Source organism: Saltatorellus ferox (assembly GCA_007751475.1).
GTDB lineage: Bacteria > Planctomycetota > UBA1135 > UBA1135.
This window is the reverse complement of record CP036434.1, coordinates 6,010,118-6,028,372: the sequence shown is the minus strand read 5'-3', so window position 1 is coordinate 6,028,372 and position 18,255 is coordinate 6,010,118. Positions and strand designations below refer to the sequence as shown.

Genomic DNA, 18,255 nt, shown 5'->3' with positions numbered 1-18,255 from the left:
CTTGAGCTCTGACCCGTTGAGCCGTTGAGCCTTTGAGTTCCGTGCGTCCGAAGGACGCACGGGCCCCCTCGGCGCCCGCAGGGCGCTGAGTGCCCGCGCGAGGCTCGCCCTCGCGGCCCGTGCGGCGAGCACGCCCGTCCGGCGAGGACGCCTGCGCGGCGAGCGCACAGCGGTGCAACCGCTATTTCCTCGTCAGAGGAAATGCCAGAGATACTGCGCGCTGTCACAGCGATCGCTCGGTTCGGCATTCGATGCCTTGGCAGCCGGCCTGACCGCCGGAGATCTCCCGCTACCGACTACCTGCCGTTCGCGCGAAGCGCCGAACGCGTGGGCAGAGGCTTCCCGCTACCGGCTTGTGAGCTGCCCGCTGGGGGAGCGGGGCTGGTCTGAAACCCGAAACCCGAAACCCGAAACCCGCCCGGCAAGTCACCCTCCCGCCCAGCTCGCTCTGGCGGGCGAGCGCTCCAGCGGGCAGCCCACAAGCCGATATCGGGAACCCCCAGCCCACGCGTTCGGCGCTTCGCGCGAACGGCAGGCAGTCTGTGTCGGGAGGCCTGTGTCGGGAGACCTGCCGGGGCAGCGGTCGGCGGTCAGGACGGCTGCCAAGGCATCGAATGCCGAACCGGACGATCGCTGTGACAGCGCGCAGTATCTCTGGCATTTCGCCTGACGGCGAAATAGCGGTTGCACCGCTGTGCGCTCGCCGCGCAGGCGTCCTCGCCGGACGGGCGCCCTCGCCGGGCGGGCGTGCTCGCCGCACGGGCGTCCTCGCCGGACGGGCCGCGAGGGCGAGCCTCGCGCGGGCGGCGCGGCGCCCTGCGGGCGCCGCGCGGTTGCCCGGGCGTCCTGGCGGGCGCATCGAGCACAAGGGGACTTATGCGTAAGACCGTGACCATAGATGGGAATGCACGGGCCCCGCGTGCACAATGGGCCCCCAATCATGTCAACCGTCACACCCATCGACAGCGAAGGCCTCAGCGCGATGATCGCCGAGAAACGCCCTCAGGATCGTGTCCAGCGCCTTCCCGCCAGGCTCCTTCCGCCTCACCGCCGCTCGAAGGGGGCGACACGGTTCACGAAGATCGTGGCGACCATCGGCCCCGCTTCGGAGGATCGGCTCGAGGAACTGATCGACGCAGGTCTCAGCGTCGCACGGCTGAACTTCAGCCACGGGAGCGCGGATGAGCACCGTCGGCGGATGGCCAAGATCAAGGCCGCCTCCGCCCACAAGATGACACCCATCGCGGTGCTCGCCGACCTGCCCGGCCCGAAGATGCGGACCGGGATGTTCCCCGACGGGAAAATTACCCTGAACGAGGGCGATATCGTCCGGGTCAAACCGGGCCAGGACGTGGCGGCACCGGGTGAGGTGTACGTCGGCGTCGACGACCTGCTGGAGGCCGTGCACGTGGGGCACCGCATCTCGCTCGCCGACGGGCAGGTGCTCCTCCGCGCGACGGCCAAGGAGAGCGATGCGATCGTGGCGAAGTGCGAGCGCGCTGGCCCCGTCGGGAACCGGAAGGGCGTTCACCTGCCCGATTCCGACGTGAAGTACGAACTCCCGACGGACGAGGACCGGGAACTCATCGAGCTGGCGCGCGAACTCGGCGTCGACATGCTCGGCGTCAGCTTCGTCGGGCACGCTTCGGAGCTGGAGGAAATCCGCGGTCTCGCGCCCGGCATCCACCTCGTTTCGAAGATCGAGCGCCAGGCCGCGCTCTTCAACCTGGACGAGATCCTGGAGGCCACCGACGGCCTGATGGTGGCCCGTGGCGACCTCGGCGTCGAGCTGGACCTCGAGCACCTTCCTCTCGTTCAGAAGGAAATCCTGGAGCGCGCCGTTCGCGCGGGCGTGTACACGATCACGGCGACCGAGATGCTCGAGTCGATGATCGAGGCCGGACGACCGACGCGCGCCGAGGTGACGGACGTCGCCAACGCCGTGCTCGATGGAACTGACGCCGTGATGCTGTCGGCGGAGACCGCGGTGGGCAAGCACCCGGTCGAAGCCGTGGCGACCATGGCGAAGATCGCGCAGGTGGCCGAGCGGTCCGAGATCTACTCTCGCCGCCCGAGCCTAGGAGCAGCGCCGGAGCGCGTCTATTTCTCGCGCGCGACGGCGATGGCGGCGGTGCACGTGGCCAAGGAAGTCGACGTGGACTGCATCGTCTGCTTCACGGAGACGGGCAACACGGTTCGACTGCTCTCGCGCTTCCGACCGGACGTGGAAATCGTCGCCTTGAGCCCGCGCGCGGACACCGTTCGTCAGATGGCCGTACTGGCGCACGTGCGCCCGCTTCTCTTCCGGCGCGAGCCGAGCCTCGAGGCCATGATCGACACCGCGGCCGACCTGCTGGTCGCGCGCCGGATCGTGGAGACGGGGGATCGGGTCATCTTCGTCGCGGGGGTCCCGGTCGGCTTCGCGCGGAGCACGAACGTCCTCAAGCTGCACCGGATCGGGGAGGACTCGCGTTTCGCGTGATCGGATTGCGACGCCTGGCTTCAGTGTCTCTAACGAGGAGCACCGGGGTCTCTAACGAGGAGCACCGGGTCTCTAACGAGGAGCACCGGGTCTCCAACGAGGGGCACCGGGCCCGCGGAGCGCGCCGAGGGCCGAGGAATCGGCCCTCGCGAGGCTTTTCCTGCTGTCAAGTCCCTTTCGACTCCGTCAGCTAATTTCGGTCCCGTCGTGTGGGGGATCCTTCATTCGGACCGAACCCAAATGGTTTGAGTTGACGTGGCTGACCGGTCGCCCATGATGAGTTCATTGCCATGCTGAATCGCTTCCAGTTCGCACGCCTCCGCGCTTTCCGACGCGGGAACAAGGCGACAGACGAAACCTCACGGTCCGACCCGTCGCGCGCCGAACAGGCGAGGAAGGGCCAGGACCCCCAGCGGTATCCTGAGGGTCAGAACCCAGGCGGTAACGCGAATTCCGGCCCAGCGCCTGGCCCGAGCGGCCAGGCGGGAAGCCAGGTCCATGACAGCTGGCAGGACGACGATCGTGTCGCTCGACTGCTGGCGCGGCGTGCTGCCGCCCAGGAAGAGGAGCGACAGCTCGCCCTGGAGCGGCTCGGGGGTCGCGCTCCCGCGACGTCCGGAGCGCCCGCCACGGTCGAGCCTGTGGTTCGACCGCTCGCTCCCGGCGGCAAGACCACCAGCGTGGATTTCACGCAGGCCACGCCCACCGAGCGCCAGCCCGACGCGCGCACGACGACCGTGCCGGCGCTGGAGCCAGCGCCGGATGCTGCGGCCGCAGCCAGCTCCACGTTCATCGACGATCTCGGCGTCGAGGCAGGGCCGGCCGCCGGTCAGCGCAGCACGGCCGACCCCACCGCCCACGCCAGCTCGTGGCGCCGCGACGGCGGCCGCGCGGCGACCTCAGCCCGGGTGGTTTGCATCGCCAGTGGCAAGGGCGGCACGGGCAAGAGCGTGATGGCCACCAACCTGGCGATCCTGCGCGCGCGCCGCGGCGAGCGCGTGCTGCTCATCGATTTCGACGCGGGCCTCGCGAACGCGCACCTGCTGCTCGGCCTCGCTCCGCCGTATGACCTCGGGCACGTCATGGAGGGCGAAGTCACCGCCCGGGAAGCCCTCGTCGAGGGCCCGCACGGCGTCAAGCTGCTCTCGGGCGGCGTCGGTCGCCAGACGATGATCGATCCGACCCGCCGGGAACTCGATCGTCTGTTCAAGGCGCTGCGTCCCCTGGAGGCCGAGTTCGACCTGATCCTGATCGATCACGGCGCGGGTCTCAGCTACAGCACCGTCGCGCACCTCGCTGCGACCAGCACGCTGATCCTCGTGACGAACCACGAGGTCACCGCGCTCTCGGACGGCTATGCGCTCTACAAGCGCGCCCACATGGTCAACCATTCGATCCGCGTGGGGCTCGTGGTCAACCGCGCGCCCGACGAGCGTATTGCGATGGACGCATGGGAGCGCTTCCGCGGCGCGGCGCACAAGTTCCTCGGCCACACGCCCGAACTCATCGGCTGGGTTCCGGCCGACCCGGCGATCCCGCAGGCGGTGCAGATGCGCCAGCCCGCCGTGATCTCCTACCCCGAAAGCGGCGCGGCGCGCGCGATCAAGCGAATCGCGGGCTGGCCACCGATCGATCACGCGCGCTCTGCGACCGGTTTCTACGACAAGGCGCGTCGAGCGCTTCGTTAGTGCCTCGGTCGGAGTGGGGGGCGCCCGTTCCGACAGGATCCGAGGAAACTTCCGGCAAATCACCTGCCGTGGAGCGTCGCGTTGCGGATGATGGAGAGGCAATCGCTCCTGCTTGATTGCCCGTTGATCGCACCCCCATGGAAATCTCGAGCGACTCACAGGACCGCCACCAGAACGAAAGGACTGGCGCATCCGGACCTGACGGCGATTTCGTTGCCGCCCCATTCCCCGTCTACGCCTTCGTCAATCAGAAGGGTGGCTGCGGGAAGACGACGACGGCGGTGAACCTGGCCGGGGCGCTCAGCGCCCGCGGAGATCGCGTGCTGTTGATCGATCTGGATCCCCAGGCCCACGCGACCCTGGGGCTGGGCTGCTCGCCGGATCGTCCGACGGTGGTCGACGTTCTGCTCGGCGACGCCTCGCTGGAGGAGGCCGTCGTCCCCGCGCCCGGTCGCCTGACGCTCCTTCCGGCCGAGCCGCGGCTCGCCGAGTTCGAGGAAGTGTCCGGGCGGATGATTCATCCCGAGCAGCGCCTGCGCGCGGCGCTCGCGGAGGCCGCCAGCCGCGGCATGACCTTCGATCACGTGCTGGTCGACTGCTCGCCGCGAGCAGACGGCGTCTTGTGCGCGAACGCGCTCTACGCGAGCACCTGTACGTTCCTCATCGTCGAGACCGGGGCCTTCGCTCTCCAGGGAGCGGTCCAGGCGCTCAAGGTCCTCGACGAGGTGGCGGAGAACCAGAACCGCACCTTCGACATTCGCGTCATCGGCACGATGTTCGATCGCCGCACCAAGTTCGCGCGCGAGCTTCTCGTCGCCTTGCACGCGCGCTTCGGTGAGGCGATGTTCGAGACCGTCATTCGCACGAGCGTCCGTTTGCGCGAGGCGCCCGCCCTTGGGGTACCGGTCCAGGAACTCGACCCGAACTGTCGGGCCTCCACCGATTTCGCTGCGCTGGCCGAGGAAGTGGTGGAGATGAACCTCGACCTGGTCCTCGAGCCCGTGGCGCCCCCTGCTGCCGCTCCGCTTTCACCATCGGACTCCTCGCCGGGTTCGTCCGTCTCCTCCGCCTCGGCGGCCGACCCCATCCGCGAGCGAGCCCTTCGCAGACCCTGAATTCGAGGTCGCGCTCACCCTGGCCCCGATCGCCTCTCCGGTCTGCTCATCCGCCCCGTAACCTGCACCTATCGATGGACGCCCTCGCTCTTCTCTGCACTCTTCACGCTGATGGTCCCGCGACCCTCAAGCGCCTTCGCGCTCGTGGGTACCCGGATCTCGCCACGCTGATCCATCGGTCTGCGGAAGAGCTGAGCGCCGACCTCGAGGTCGAGCCGGCCTATGCACGTCGACTCCTGCGCGAAGCCAAGCACCTGGCGGTGCGCGTGGGAGCAGAGGGGCTGGAGGCCGAGGAGGCACCGCCCGTCGTCACGACGGGGTCCGGCCGCGAGTCCGGCGAGGGCGCGGGCGAGCCGATGCCGCCCTCGATTCCGATCGCTCATCCGGAGGCCGGTGAGCAGCCGTCGACGCTCGATGATTCGGATCGTTCTCTGGTGGAGCGGATCGTCGGTCAGGCGACACCGGCCGTGGAAGAGCCCGAGGAAGCGGCTGCGGTCGAGAGGACGCCGGCGTCCCAGCTGGAGAGTGAGCCGGAGCCCGCCGCCGAGTCTGTCGCCGAGTCTGTCGCCGAGCCCGAGCCCGGCCTGCTCACCGCGAACTCGCTCCCTGGCCTCGACGCCGAGCTGCTGCAGGACCTGCACGCCTCTGGAATCAGGACGCTGTCGGATCTGGCGCAGGCGGAGAGCCTCCAGCTCACGCGCGCGCTCGGCATCACCTTCGCCCAGGCTCGCAGGCTGGGATTCCTGGCCCGTCGTGGCGCTTCACCGGTCGCTGCAAAGGTCGAGGCGAAGGTCGATCTCGTCGAGTCCGTCCGCGAAACGGTCCGAAGGTACGTTCCCGAGCCGAAGGCGGCTCCTTCTGCGGAGCCGACCCGAGCGGTTCAGGAAAGCGCCGAGCCGCCGCTTTCGTACACCGCTCCCGTGGTACCCATCCCCCGGGACACCACACCGCCTCCCGTGGCGCCCTTGGAGCCTGTGGCTCCGAAGCCCTCCGAGCGTCAGCCCTTCTGGACGCCGCGCAAGTTCCTCGCGGACACGGCCGTCCCCGAGGCCGCGCCCCAGCAGGGGGTCAAGGTCGATCCCTCCGAGATCGCACCCCGCCCCCGATTCGGCGATCGCCTCGCCCAGGCAGCGGCTCTTCAGCGTCAGAGCGATCGAACGTCGTCGGCGGCGCCCGCTGCCGCCCGGTCATCGGCGAGGCCAGCACGGCCGTCCGAAGCTGGCGCGCCCGAAGCCCGTACGGGCCAGACGGTCCTTGGCTGGAACTTCGAGATCCCCCGTCCTGTCGACGAGCCAGCGCTTCCGCTCGGCTCCGTGGCCGTCCCCGAGGAGCCGAAGACCCAGGAGCAAAACCGCGTCGAACCGGTGGCGCCCACTCTCCGCGGCCAGTCCAGGGACTACTCCGCGGGCGTTTCCGTGCCCCGGAACACCGCGAAGGACCAGGACCACGGCGGCCCCTTCGCCTGACCCGCGGATCCGCGATTGCGGCTACACTGGCTGACCCGTTCGGGAAGCGCGCTCGCGCGGCGCACGTTTCGCCCATTTCGGGCGCCCCATGCCGGGGTTCATCCATGGAAATCCTCATCAGCGAAGCGCGTGGCCGTCCTGGCGACGACCCGATCTTCACCATCAACAGCCAGGCGAACGCTCGACGAGCCGCCGGCGAGAGGGTCGTGAACGCGAGCCTCGGGGCTCTACTCGACGACGACGGCAAGCTGGCGGTGATGGACACCGTCACCGGGGCCTTCCGCAGCGTTCCCCCGGAGCGCGGCGCGGCCTATGCGCCGATCGCAGGTGATCGCGCCTACCTCGACGCCGTGATCGACGACGCGCTCGGCGGGAGCACCCTGAAGGACTGCGCGGTCGCCGTGGCGACGCCGGGTGGCACCGGCGCGCTCGTCAACGCGGTGATGAACTTCCTGGAGCCCGGGCAGGCGCTCTACACCTCCAGCTACTTCTGGAGCCCCTACAAGATCATCGCGAGCCACAACCTCCGCCGCGTCGCGACGTTCCCGATGTTCACGGCGGACGGAAAGTTCAACGTCGAGGGGTTCGAGTCGGGCCTTGTGGAGCTTCTCGCGAAGCAGGGCCGCGCGCTCGTCATCCTGAACTTCCCGTGTCACAACCCGACCGGGTACACGCTCGATGAGGGCGAGTGGGAGGGGGTGGTCGCCGCGCTCGGCCGCTGCGCCGACAAGGGGCCGATCGCCCTCCTCGTCGATCTGGCTTACGCACACTTCGGCCAGCAGGACCGCTCCCTCTGGGCTCGCAAGCTGGAGCCCATCGCGTCGAAGGTCACGATCCTGGCCGCCTGGACCGCGTCCAAGTCGTTCGCCCAGTACGGAGCCCGGGTCGGCGCTCTGATCGCCGCGGTTCCGGACGAGGCGGCGCGGACCCAGGTCGCGAACGCGATGTCCTTCAGCTGTCGCGGGTCCTGGTCCAACTGCAACCACGCGGGGCTCCTGGCCATCACCTCGCTGCTCACGGACGCTGATCTGGCGCGAAGCACCGACCAGGAGCGCGATGCGCTGGTCGGCCTCCTGAACGAGCGTGTGGAGGCCTTCAACCGCGCGGCGCGGGCGAAGGGGCTGCGGTACCCGCGCTACGAAGGCGGCTTCTTCGTTTCGGTGTTCACGCCGGACGCAAAGCGAACGGCCGAGGTCGCCGCGGAGGCGGGCGTCTTCGTGGTACCGATGGACGGTGCGGTGCGCATCGCGCTCTGCTCGGTGGCCGAGAAGGACATCGACTTCCTCGTGGAACACGTGGCGCGCGGCGTCGAGGCGGCAGGCGGGCAAGCGGCGAACGCTGTGGGCCGTGTTTCGGGTAGGGCCGGGGTCTGACATGCCGGATCTGATCCCGAAGCCCCGCGCGTCCGCGGCCGCTCCTGGCTCATCCGGCGCGATCGGTGAGCCCGCTGGCACCACGCACCTTTATGGATCGCGCGTCCACATCGCGGGCGACCCCTGGACGGCTTCGGCGCTCGCCAAGCTCTCGGCTCCCACCTGCACCCACACGGAGCTGGTCGCGATCGTGCGAGCCGTCAGCACCCGGCTCGCCACCGCGGCCTTCGCCGCGGAACTGCCTGCCGCCACGACTTCCGTTCGGACGCGCATGGCTGACAAACACGGCGCGGCGCTGGGCACGTGGCGCGGCGACGCGCTCGACCCGGCCGCGATGACGGTCGTGATCGACGTGATCCGCGGCGGCATGATCCCTGCCCAGACCGTCTTCGAGCTCCTGACGCTCGTGCTGCCCATCGAGTCCCTCAGGCTCGACCACCTGAACATGCAGCGCGTGCCGGGCGAGGATGGGCACGTCGAGCGCGTGGAACTCTCTGGGAGCAAGGTCGGCGGGTCGATCGAGGGCGCGACCCTGATCCTGCCCGATCCGATGGGGGCGACGGGTGCGACCATGGTCCGCGCTCTGGAGCACCTCTTCGGAGAGTACGGCCAGCCTGCCAGCATCGTCATGCTCCCGCTGATCGTGACGCCTGAGTTCCTGAGGACCGTCCTCGATTTCGACGACCGCGTCCGCGTCTACGCCGGGCGGCTCGACCGCGGTATGTCGTCCCAAGAGGTCCTTGCCGAGGTCCCTGGCGCCCGCTGGGCGGAGGAATCCGGGCTGGACGACGAGGATTACATCGTTCCGGGCGCGGGGGGCGTGGGGGAGCTCCTCAATAACTCCTACTGAAACGCGTCCGAAGGGTCCAAAATGTCGTCTTGAGATATGGGCGGCTTGGGCCACTGACACTTCACCCCGCGGGGCAGGGAGCGTACCCTGCACGCATTCACAAGGCACCCCCTGTACGGAGCCCTCCACTGTAGAGGACTCGGTCGGTGCCCGGCCCCAGCCAGAGACCCCGAATAAGATCCCATGCCCTACGTCGTCACTGAGCCCTGCATCAAGTGCAAGTACACCGACTGCGTCGACGTATGTCCGGTCGACTGCTTCACCGAGGGCGAGAACTTCCTCGCCATCAACCCGGACGAGTGCATTGACTGCGGCGCCTGCGTGCCGGAATGCCCGACCGAAGCCATCTTCGAGGAGACCGAGGTCCCGGAGAAGTGGGCAGAGTACGTCGAGCTGAACGCGAAGCTCGCTGGCACCTGGCCCGTCATCACCGAAAAGAAGGACGCTCTGCCCGAGGCAGAGGAGTTCAAGGACGTCGAGGACAAGCGAGCGATGCTGTCCGAAGAGCCGGCCTGATCCTTTCTTTAGGTTCTGCCGATACGGCCCGCGCGCGCTCATTTCCTCGGAGGTGAGCGCGCGCGGGTCGTTTGGCGTCCGGTGTCCGGCGTCCGATGTTCGGGGGCGTCGCGCCTCGGCGAGGGAAGCTCTGCATTATTCCTGAGCAGGATTCTGCTCTGGCGGCCATGGGCCTGTAGTCATGAAGAAGCAAGCCCCTCCAGTCGATGGCGACGAGCGCCCTGGACGACGCGGCCCTGATCGAGCGCCAGCGGCTTCTACTCGGATGCGTGGACGGGCTGCCCGACGGGCAGCGTCGCGTGATCTTGATGCGCTTCTACGAAGGCCTGGCACCGCGCAGGATCGCGGCCGCCGAGGCCATCGCCGTATCGACGGTGCACTCGCGTATCCAGCGCGGGCTGGAGACCCTTCGCGCGGAGCTGGACCGGAGCTTCGGGGATCGCCGGACTTGGGCCACCTGGATGGCGCCGATGGGGAGCGTCGTGCCCAGGGCGCAGGCGCTCGGCGCGGCGGGACTCGTGGTGGCGGCGGGTGCGGTCGCTCTCGTGGCGCTGGCGGCGGGGGCCTGGAAGCTCGCGCAGCCCGTGGGCGTGGCGCCCACCGAGCCCTTGGAGCTCGTGGGCGCCAAACTCACTTCCGCCGGTTCGGCGGCAGCGAAGGAGCCCGGCGCCGCGGCTGAATTCGAGCCCGTACCTGAGCAGGAGACGACCCGTCGCGCCGATGCGCCACGGGCGGCCGAGGTCCCCGTCTCTGTCCGCGTCGTGGCCGACGGCGTTCCGGTGCCGAACGCTGACGTGATCGCGCTGCCGACCGCCGAGATTTCGGGTGACGTCCGAGCGCTCTATCAGCTGGAGGCCACGCTCTGGAACCAGGGCACTCGCTTCCGCGCGGACGAGGCTGGGGTGTGTGCGATCGACGTGCGTCCTCCGTTTCTGGTCGTGGCCTCGGACCAGGCTCGACTCGGCTTCGGGAGCTACGACCGCGGTGCCGTGGACCCCGAGATCGAGCTGAAGCGCGCCGCCAGGCTGACGGTGCGCGTGGTGGATCGGTTCGGGGCTCCGCTGGACGAGCCAGCCATGGAGGGCCTGGGAGTGACGGCGTTCACGAGGGTCGACTTGCCGAAGGACATCCGCTATCCGGAGGGCAACGACATCGAGCTGGGCTTCACCCACCAACTCCATCGCGGCGAGGCCTGGTTCCAGCACTGCTGGATCGGACAGACCTGGAATCAGGCAGAGATCGGTCCTGACCGGTGGAGCGCCGTGTCGATCGAGGCCGTCGCCCTCGACATCCCCGGCGCGGCGGAGTTCGAGCCCGATGCGGTGGTCGCCCGGCGCTTTCGTCCGTTCAAGAAGAAGCCCGGCGACCAGGAACGGACGCTGACCCTGCCCTCGTTCGGTTCGGTCCAATTCGTGGTCATCGGATCGAACGGCGAGCGAGATCCGCTCAACGGGTCGGTGAGCGTTCGATTCCGATCTCCGCCGTATTCGGGCGCGTCGAGCGCGCTGTACACCGCCCGTCTGGAAGACGGCGTGGCGCTGTTTCCACGATTCGTGATCGGTTCCCGGGCCTTCGAGGCGACGGTCACGGTGCCCGAGATCGGGGCCACCTGGTCCTTCGAGGACGTGGGTCCAGGCAGGGAAGGGGAGCGCCGCCACATCGAAACGATACGGCGAGCGAAGCCTCGTCTGAGCGCTACGCTCGTGGACGGCCAGGGGCGCCCGCTCGCGGAGACCCAGGTGACGCTTTCCCACGGGCTCCCGGGCTACGGAGATCAACTCGCCGGTCTCATCAACGCCGTCACGGGCCCCGGCGGAGAGATGCGCATCGAGGTTCCGGACGACGGAAAGATCACGCCGCCACTCTCCGTGGTGGCCAGAAGAACCACGGGCGCTGGCCTGGAGGAGGCGCTTCAGATTCTCGACCTGACCCCGGAGGAGATCCTCGCCGGCGCCGACCTCGGCGAGCTCGTGCTGCGCTGGGAGAAGCCGGTCAGGCTGGAGGGAACCGTGGTGGACGGCGAGGGGACTCCGATTCCGGGCGTCGACGTCACGCTTGCCAGGCCCGGACGCATTCAGCACGGAGCGCGGACCGATGGCGAGGGACGCTTCACCTTCACGGAGACGCTGGGGGCTGCGCCGGTGCTGAAGGCGCGGCATGGCAGCGGCCAGTACTTTCCCGATCAAGTCGATCTGGATCCTGACGCGCTGGAGGAGCCGCTGGTCCTCACCCTGGGCCGGGGCGCGACGTTCCTCGCCACTCTCGACGCGTCCTCCCTTCCCGCTGCGCGGGACGTGGTGAAGATCGTGCTGCAGGACGAAGAGGGAAAGTACGTCTTCGTCGAGAGCCTCGGCCAGGGTCGTTTCCGGGCCCCTGCGCTCAGGCCAGGGATCTACCGCGCGGAGCTGCGGCTCGAAGGTGGCCATGTGCCAGTCGCGAAGTTCGAGGGGATCGAGGTCCCTGCCAGCGGGGAGGTGCGCGACCCAAGGGTCGACGGCGTTCGCCTCTCGGATCTGATCCGCGAGATATCGGTCACGGTGAACGGTGAGGTGCCGGATCGCCTCCCGACGATCCTGCGCGTGATGGCGGTCCAGGCGCCGGTGCAGATCGGCCGGCCGGGGGCCAGCCTCGTCTACTCCGTGCGCCAGCGGCGGGACGCTCCCAGGCCGCTCCTGCTGCCCCTGCGCATGGATCATGCGGTGATGTTCGAAACCTACGACGGCAGGGTGGCCAGCTTGGCGAACGGGCGGGAACTCGAGGACATCGTGGACTTCGATTTCCTGGAGCCGATCGTGGTGCGCGTGGAGCTGCAGGGGCAGGCGGACTCCGGGTTCAGCTACTCCCTGCGCGGCGAGGCCGGGACCCCCACGGCAGGAACTTCGGCCCTGACCCGTGGGGGGGGCGAATCTTTCGATGAGACCTCCGCTTCCTTCGAAGCGAGCTTCCCCATGCCGGGCGTCTATCGCCTCTATCGCGCGGAAAAGTCGGAGCCGTTCTCGGGGGAAGGTGGGATGGTCGCGGCGAGCGTCGCGAGCCCGACGGAGGCCACCATCGAGGTTCGAAACGAAGGGACGCCGACGCTTCGGATCGACGCTCCTCCCGTGGAAAGATAATTCGCCGACTGGGGATCGTTTCCCGGCGGTACCGAACCCGACCCAAAGCCGCCACGTTTCCGTCGGAGGGGAAACACCTCTGGCTGAAACGTGCCGGCTTTGGGTCGGGTTCAGTACCGCCACGAATCGCGCGCCACGGCGCGAGAGCGACTGGGCGCTTCCTCTCATCGACGCGCCAGCGCCTCGTGGGCGTTCGTCGCCACCGGGCCAATGTCGAGCTGCCAGCCCAGGCGGGCGGCCGTATCCCGGTTGGGCGTGAAGTCCTCGTTCAGCGTCCCGTTGCGGACGAGCATCTCGCGGATCTCCTTCGGGTACTGGGTCCCGAACGGCCTCTCGTCGCGGGGGACGTAGGCGGTGTTCCGTTCGATGGCCTGGTGGTCGCTGTATCCGAGCCGCACGCCGTTCACCATGTAGTGAACCTCGACATCGCCCGTGGAGCCGATGACGATCTCGTTCAGGTCGTAGCTCTCCAGCCACACGCGCGCATTCCCCATGGCCGTGAGCTGCACGGTCAGGTTCTCCCGCTCGCTGACCAGCCGAAACTCCTCAGGAACCTGAACGGTCGCGGTACCGCCGGTCACGAGGGTCTTTCCGCGGAAGTAGGTGCCCGACTCGTTCCCTTCGAGGCAAACGAAGTGGATCTGCCTGGCCGCGTCGGTCGGGTGCGGTTGGACGAACGACTTGGTTCCCGTGGCACGGAAATCGCCCTCGGCAAAGACCGCCACGCGGTTCGGATCCATCGATTGGCCCCAGACACCAGCTCCAAACACCGCGTTGCCGATCGTGCTGATGGTGCCGAAGACGCCGGTAGAGAAGCTGCTCGTCGTGTTCTGGTTGTCGCCGTAGAGCACGTACTCGAGGTCGCTACCGAGACTCATCTGGACGTTGTTGTAGATCGGAGCGCCCCCGGCCATCTTGCCGTTCTGGGCCACCACGAAGCGAGGCACGTCGTTGCCCTCGATCACGAAGCTGCCGCCGCCATCCTGACCGATATCGATGTATCCGGTGCCCGGTCCCGAAAATCGCGCCTGCAGGCCCTGGCCGGTCGACGACACGTGGGCACTCACCAGCTGGGTCCCAGCACTTCCTGGAGAATCGACGACGCGGAAGGACGCACCGTGGCTCTGACCGAGCACCTCCAAGGCTCCCTGGGGTGTCGTGGTACCGATGCCCACGTTGCCCAGGGCATCCACGTTGAGCAGGGGGCTCATGGGGAAGAGCTGCCCAAGCGTCGGGATCGAGGAAGCCCTGATGGGCGGCTGGGAACCCGGAGCGAGGTCGACGATGCCCCAGGCGGTCACCTGTTGCTGCTGGGCCATCGAAGAGCTGGTCATGCACAAGGCGCAGGCGAGGAGAGAGAGAGACTTCATGGCGGTTGAGGAAGGGGCTCGTTGAGGAGGAATTGGCAGCCGAGAGGACGGCGCTGCGCTCCTGACCAGGATGTGGGCGGCGAAGTGAGCGCTGCTCACCGGTTAACCGCAGTCCGCCCGCCAACCCCGTCTGAAATTGAGGACTTCCCGCAAGGAATCGAGCGCTTCGGCTCTCATCCGTGGGTTCCGTCAGAACTCTCTCCTGTGGCTGCGAAGCAGCGCGGTGAACTCAGCGAAGGACGCCGCATGGTTCCAGTTTCTCTTGATGTGGTCGATCTATCCGTCGCCACGAACCGTCACGTACTACCCATGATCAGGGGCAAGAGGACGAAACGGCGTGCCCGAGCGGGGTCGAGAACAGAACAGCGTCCACTGCTGACCATCCGGTCGCCACGGTCCGGGGGGGGCGATGCGCGGCAGTCATGTGGCGAGGGTAGGATCTTGTTCGGGCTTCAGCGACCCGGATTCAGCGCCCCGTGCGCTGCGCCTTCGGAAATCGAAATTCTCCTCATCCAGGGGCCAGAGGTGGGCGTCCTACCCGGCGAAGCCCATGAAGTACCCCCAAGCACCCACGCCCTACCTCGCCCGGCTCCATCAGGAGGAGCCGTTCCTGCGTCGTCTCGCCGCCGCGCTCCTTCGCGATGAGCACGCCGCCGAGGACCTCGTCCAGGAGACGCTGCTATCCGCGGTCACGACCTTCTCCGGAGCGGCCGACGGAAGTGCGTCCCCGAGAAGCCTTCGTTCCTGGCTGGGCACGGCGCTGCGTCGGAAGTCGATCGACGAACTGAGGCGGCGGGGGCGCTCCCGAGTGGAGCACCACGACGAGCTGGAAGCGGCGGGCGAGGGGCTCGCCACGGACGATTCGATGGGACCGGACGAGATCGCAGCGCGCCTGGAGCAGCAGCGGCTCCTGCACGACGCTCTGGCTCGACTCAACGCCGACGAGCAGTCGGCCGTCGTGCTGCGCTTCCAGGGAGGACTGACGGTGGCGGAGATCGGGGCGCGGACCGGCGTCCCCGTACCGACGATCAAGTCGCGCCTCGAGCGCGGTCTCCGGAAGATCCGCGCGGAGCTGGAGCGCGGCGGCCAGGCGGCGGACCCGCAGGAGCGCGACTGGCGCGCGGCGCTCGGTGTGTTGCTCGTTCCCCCTGGATCGGCGGCGCGCCTCGGCGCCGTGGGGTCCACGTCGGCTCCGTTCTGGGCGAGCTCTGCGATGAAGGCCGCGCTGTTCGCGTCCGTGGCCATTGCCCTGGTCGCCGCAGGGATCTGGACCACCGTGCGCGGTGAGGTCAAAGACCCGGTGAGCACGGTCTCGGTGCCAGGCGGGCGCTCCCCATTGGACGGCCTTCTGGAACTTCAGGCCGCCGGGTCGCTCGACGACGCCGGGCGGCTCGCGATCGTCACAGGCACGAGAGCTCCCGACGAGGCGAGGGAGGCGACCGTCGCACCGCTGCCTCCGACCGCGATTCTGGGAAGCGTCGTCTCCCGCACCTCGCGCGCACCGGTCCTCGCGCAGGTGCGTTGGGGCAGCGCCGCGGCCACTGCGGCGAGCCCGTCCTCGGGCTATTTTTCTCTTCGCGGTCTCGACGAGGACGAGGCGAACCCCGTGCTCACGCTGACCCATCCGAAGTTCGAGCCTCTGTCCCTTTCCCTCGCGGATCTGCCGCCCGAGCGGGACGCGGACGGAGCGCTCCATTTGAGCTGGCTCCGGATGGAACCTCTGGGGCGCGTCACGGTGTCGGTGGTCGACGGGAGCGGCCGGCCTCTGGAAGCAGCGAAGGGCTTTCTCCACAGGAGCGTCGCCGTCCAGGGCGGCGGAATCGCGCCGGCGCCGGGCGAGCTGGACGAGGCGCTCTCCGTCGGGACGACGGACTCGAGGGGGATGATGGAGCTTTCGCTCTCGATGTCCGCGGCGCTCTGGGTGAAGGCCCCCGACGGACGGTGTGCGCTGGCGACGGTGGGCCCGCTGCAGTCGAACACGATTCGCGTGGACGGGCCGCGGCGCAGCGCGCTCTTCACCGGCTCGGTGGGTCGGACACCCGTGGTGAACCGCGCGTTCCCCCTGGCCTGGGATCAGGGCGAGGACAGCGCGGCGATCTACGTGTGGACCGATGGGGAGGGCCGGGTAGATCTGCCGGTGGGCGCCGGGCGGCTCTCGATTTCGAAGAGTGAACCGCGCCTGCTCTTCGATGGCTGCCGCATTCGCTCCGATGAGGGCTGGCGAACGCAAGGCAACGTCCGTGACGGAACGTTTCAAGCCATCCTGCGCCTCGAGCGCGCGGACACGGAACTCGCGCTCGAAGTCGCGCGCAACGAGCGCAAGATCCGGATGACGGACGCGGTTACAGGGGAACCTGTCGAGGGTCGGGCCTGGTGCCATGAGCAGCACCTGCGCGACGGGCAGTGGAGCGGGGTCGCAGCAAATCAGCGCTATCCCATCGACAACGGGGAGCTGGTCGTTGGCAAGTGGTTCACCGAGGTGGAACGCGGTAGGAGGTTCGTCGCCGTGCCCGGATACGAGGTCCTCTTCGTCGAGGGACCGAGGGACCTGGCCGGAGCGGAGCTCTTCCTGAAGCCCGCCGAGAATCGCTCACTTCGTCTGCTCGATGGATCCGGTCAGCCCACGGCGGCTCATGGCACCCTTCAGCTTGGCTCGGGGATCTCCATCGCATTCGGAGCCGGTCGGGACGGGATGGCCGGCCCGTTCCCCTGGATGCCAGGCGACGCCTGGTGGCTGCGGCACTCGAGCCATCTCGACGGCACCTCACCGAGGATCTCAGCGGAGGAGCTGAGCTCCCAAGAGGTGGTCGAGGTTCGCGGAACGAAAGCCGCCTGTGAGCTACGCGTGGTGGACGTCCCCCCCGATGCGCCTGCCCTGCTCGCCCGGTCGACGAAAGCGACGGTGGCCGGAGTGCGTCAGGGGACCAGCGTCGTCTTCTGCGACTTGAGTCCCGGCCTCCACGCGGTCGGGCCGGAGGTCTGGGTGGATCAGATGCGGATCCGCGTCCAAATCCAGATCGGCTGGGACGGCCCTCCGCTCGACCCCACGCAGGGAACGGACCGCGCTCTCCAGGTTCCCCTGGCGGCTGGCGAGACCCGTGAGATCCCGTGGAATCCCGCATGGCGTTCGGATTCGATCATCACCGGTCGCGTGACGTGCACCTCGCCGCTGGAGCGCAACCTTTTTGCCTATCCGCTCTACGGAGCCGTCGGAACGCACATCAACATGGGGACCCCGGATCACTGGTTGCCGTGTGACCCGGACGGAGTCTTCCGAACACACCCGAGCGACCCTGTCCCCGTCGCTTTCCTCTTCGGAGTGATGGAGCTGGGAACGCGCAGAACGACGCCGGTCGTGCTCGACAGCCAGCGCCTGCGCGAGGACGGCCGCTACCAGGTGGCACTCACGTCGGTGGAGATCAGCGCGTCCAATGCCGCCGAGTGGAAGGCGGCGGCAGTCAGCGATAGCAGGCATCCATGGATCTACTCGATCGGTGAGGCGGATGCCCTCGACGCCCCCATGGACATCTCCCACGGACCGGAGTCCATTCGCTGGAATCCCTCAGAGCCCCTTAGCATCGATGGGCTCCCGGCACATACCTCGATGCTGCGGATCGCGGTCCGCGGCACGCGAGACCGCGTCGAGGTAAGCGTCCAGCCCGGCGCCTTCGCCCGAATCGAAGTGGAGGTCCCGATCCCCGAGCTGTAGGCGCGGCCGTCGGCTCCGGTGCTGATGCAGTCGAGGTAAGAGGCAACTGTTGCAAGGCATGGCGAGACGATAGCGGTCGCGTTCACGCCACTCCTTGGCAAGGTGATAGCTATAGGCGATCCGCGGCGTTGACTCCGGTTCCGTACCCTCCACAGGTCATGCTCTGGCTCGTCCGTATGGCAAATCGGAGCCAGCGCCGGCACGACCTCGGACCGAGCCGCTGAGGGGCGCCGAAGCTCTCAGATCGGCTCCAGCCGCCCGCGCTGGCGCAGGGAGCGTTGCAGCACCCATGCCGCCCATGCCCCCGAGCCTCCCGGCACCCAGCCCGCCAGGATGTCCGTGGGCCAGTGCACGCCGAACGGATAGGACTTCCAAGCGGGGTGGCGAAACGGCGCATCGTCCGGGGTAGGGGACTCGCGGGCGCGAGCATGCCCCAGGCTGCGGTGGCTCTCATGCAGGCATCGCGCTTGGAAGCCCTGTCTGTCGGCCCGGCTGGCTCGCTAGCGCCGGAGGCCGCGCAGGCAGGGCGCGCCGTCCAGAGCGATTGGGGTTCGCACCGCTCCGACGACGCGA

At 68.4% G+C, this 18,255-nt stretch carries 10 protein-coding genes; 9 read left to right on the top strand and 1 reads right to left on the bottom strand.

The window, feature by feature from the left end:
• Positions 1-940 precede the first annotated feature (940 nt).
• The 8 genes from pyk to Poly30_RS21690 all read left to right on the top strand — a co-directional run bounded on the left by pyk (position 941) and on the right by Poly30_RS21690 (position 12,603).
• The gene (gene pyk / locus Poly30_RS21725; RefSeq protein WP_419190481.1) at positions 941-2,482 is read left to right on the top strand and encodes a pyruvate kinase; all 1,542 of its coding nucleotides are present in this window, start codon (positions 941-943) and stop codon (positions 2,480-2,482) included.
• Positions 2,483-2,772: 290 nt separating this feature from the next.
• The gene (locus tag Poly30_RS21720) at positions 2,773-4,170 is read left to right on the top strand and encodes an AAA family ATPase (RefSeq protein ID WP_145202304.1); all 1,398 of its coding nucleotides are present in this window, start codon (positions 2,773-2,775) and stop codon (positions 4,168-4,170) included.
• A 137-nt stretch (positions 4,171-4,307) separates the two neighbouring features.
• Positions 4,308-5,285 (top strand): ParA family protein, encoded by a 978-nt coding sequence (locus Poly30_RS21715; RefSeq protein WP_145202301.1) that lies wholly within the window; start codon positions 4,308-4,310, stop codon positions 5,283-5,285.
• Between the two features lie 74 nt (positions 5,286-5,359).
• Positions 5,360-6,751, top strand: coding sequence for a helix-hairpin-helix domain-containing protein (locus Poly30_RS21710; RefSeq protein WP_145202298.1), 1,392 nt, complete (start codon positions 5,360-5,362; stop codon positions 6,749-6,751).
• A 104-nt stretch (positions 6,752-6,855) separates the two neighbouring features.
• The gene (locus Poly30_RS21705) at positions 6,856-8,124 is read left to right on the top strand and encodes a pyridoxal phosphate-dependent aminotransferase (RefSeq protein ID WP_145202295.1); all 1,269 of its coding nucleotides are present in this window, start codon (positions 6,856-6,858) and stop codon (positions 8,122-8,124) included.
• A 1-nt stretch (position 8,125) separates the two neighbouring features.
• On the top strand, positions 8,126-8,974 hold the full coding sequence (locus Poly30_RS21700) for a uracil phosphoribosyltransferase (RefSeq protein WP_145202292.1): 849 nt from the start codon (positions 8,126-8,128) through the stop codon (positions 8,972-8,974).
• Between the two features lie 183 nt (positions 8,975-9,157).
• Positions 9,158-9,490, top strand: coding sequence for a ferredoxin FdxA (gene fdxA / locus Poly30_RS21695; protein WP_145202289.1), 333 nt, complete (start codon positions 9,158-9,160; stop codon positions 9,488-9,490).
• A gap of 206 nt (positions 9,491-9,696) precedes the next feature.
• Complete coding sequence (locus Poly30_RS21690; protein WP_145202286.1) at positions 9,697-12,603, top strand: carboxypeptidase regulatory-like domain-containing protein; 2,907 nt, start codon at positions 9,697-9,699, stop codon at positions 12,601-12,603.
• Positions 12,604-12,767: 164 nt separating this feature from the next.
• Here Poly30_RS21690 and Poly30_RS21685 read toward each other — a convergent pair whose 3' ends face one another.
• Positions 12,768-13,973: a hypothetical protein gene (locus Poly30_RS21685; RefSeq protein WP_145202283.1), complete on the bottom strand. Its 1,206-nt coding sequence runs from the start codon at positions 13,971-13,973 to the stop codon at positions 12,768-12,770.
• Positions 13,974-14,523: 550 nt separating this feature from the next.
• On the opposite strand from Poly30_RS21685, the gene Poly30_RS21680 reads away from it, so the two are divergent.
• Positions 14,524-17,682, top strand: a complete 3,159-nt coding sequence (locus Poly30_RS21680; protein WP_419190480.1) for a sigma-70 family RNA polymerase sigma factor — start codon at positions 14,524-14,526, stop codon at positions 17,680-17,682.
• Positions 17,683-18,255 lie beyond the last annotated feature (573 nt).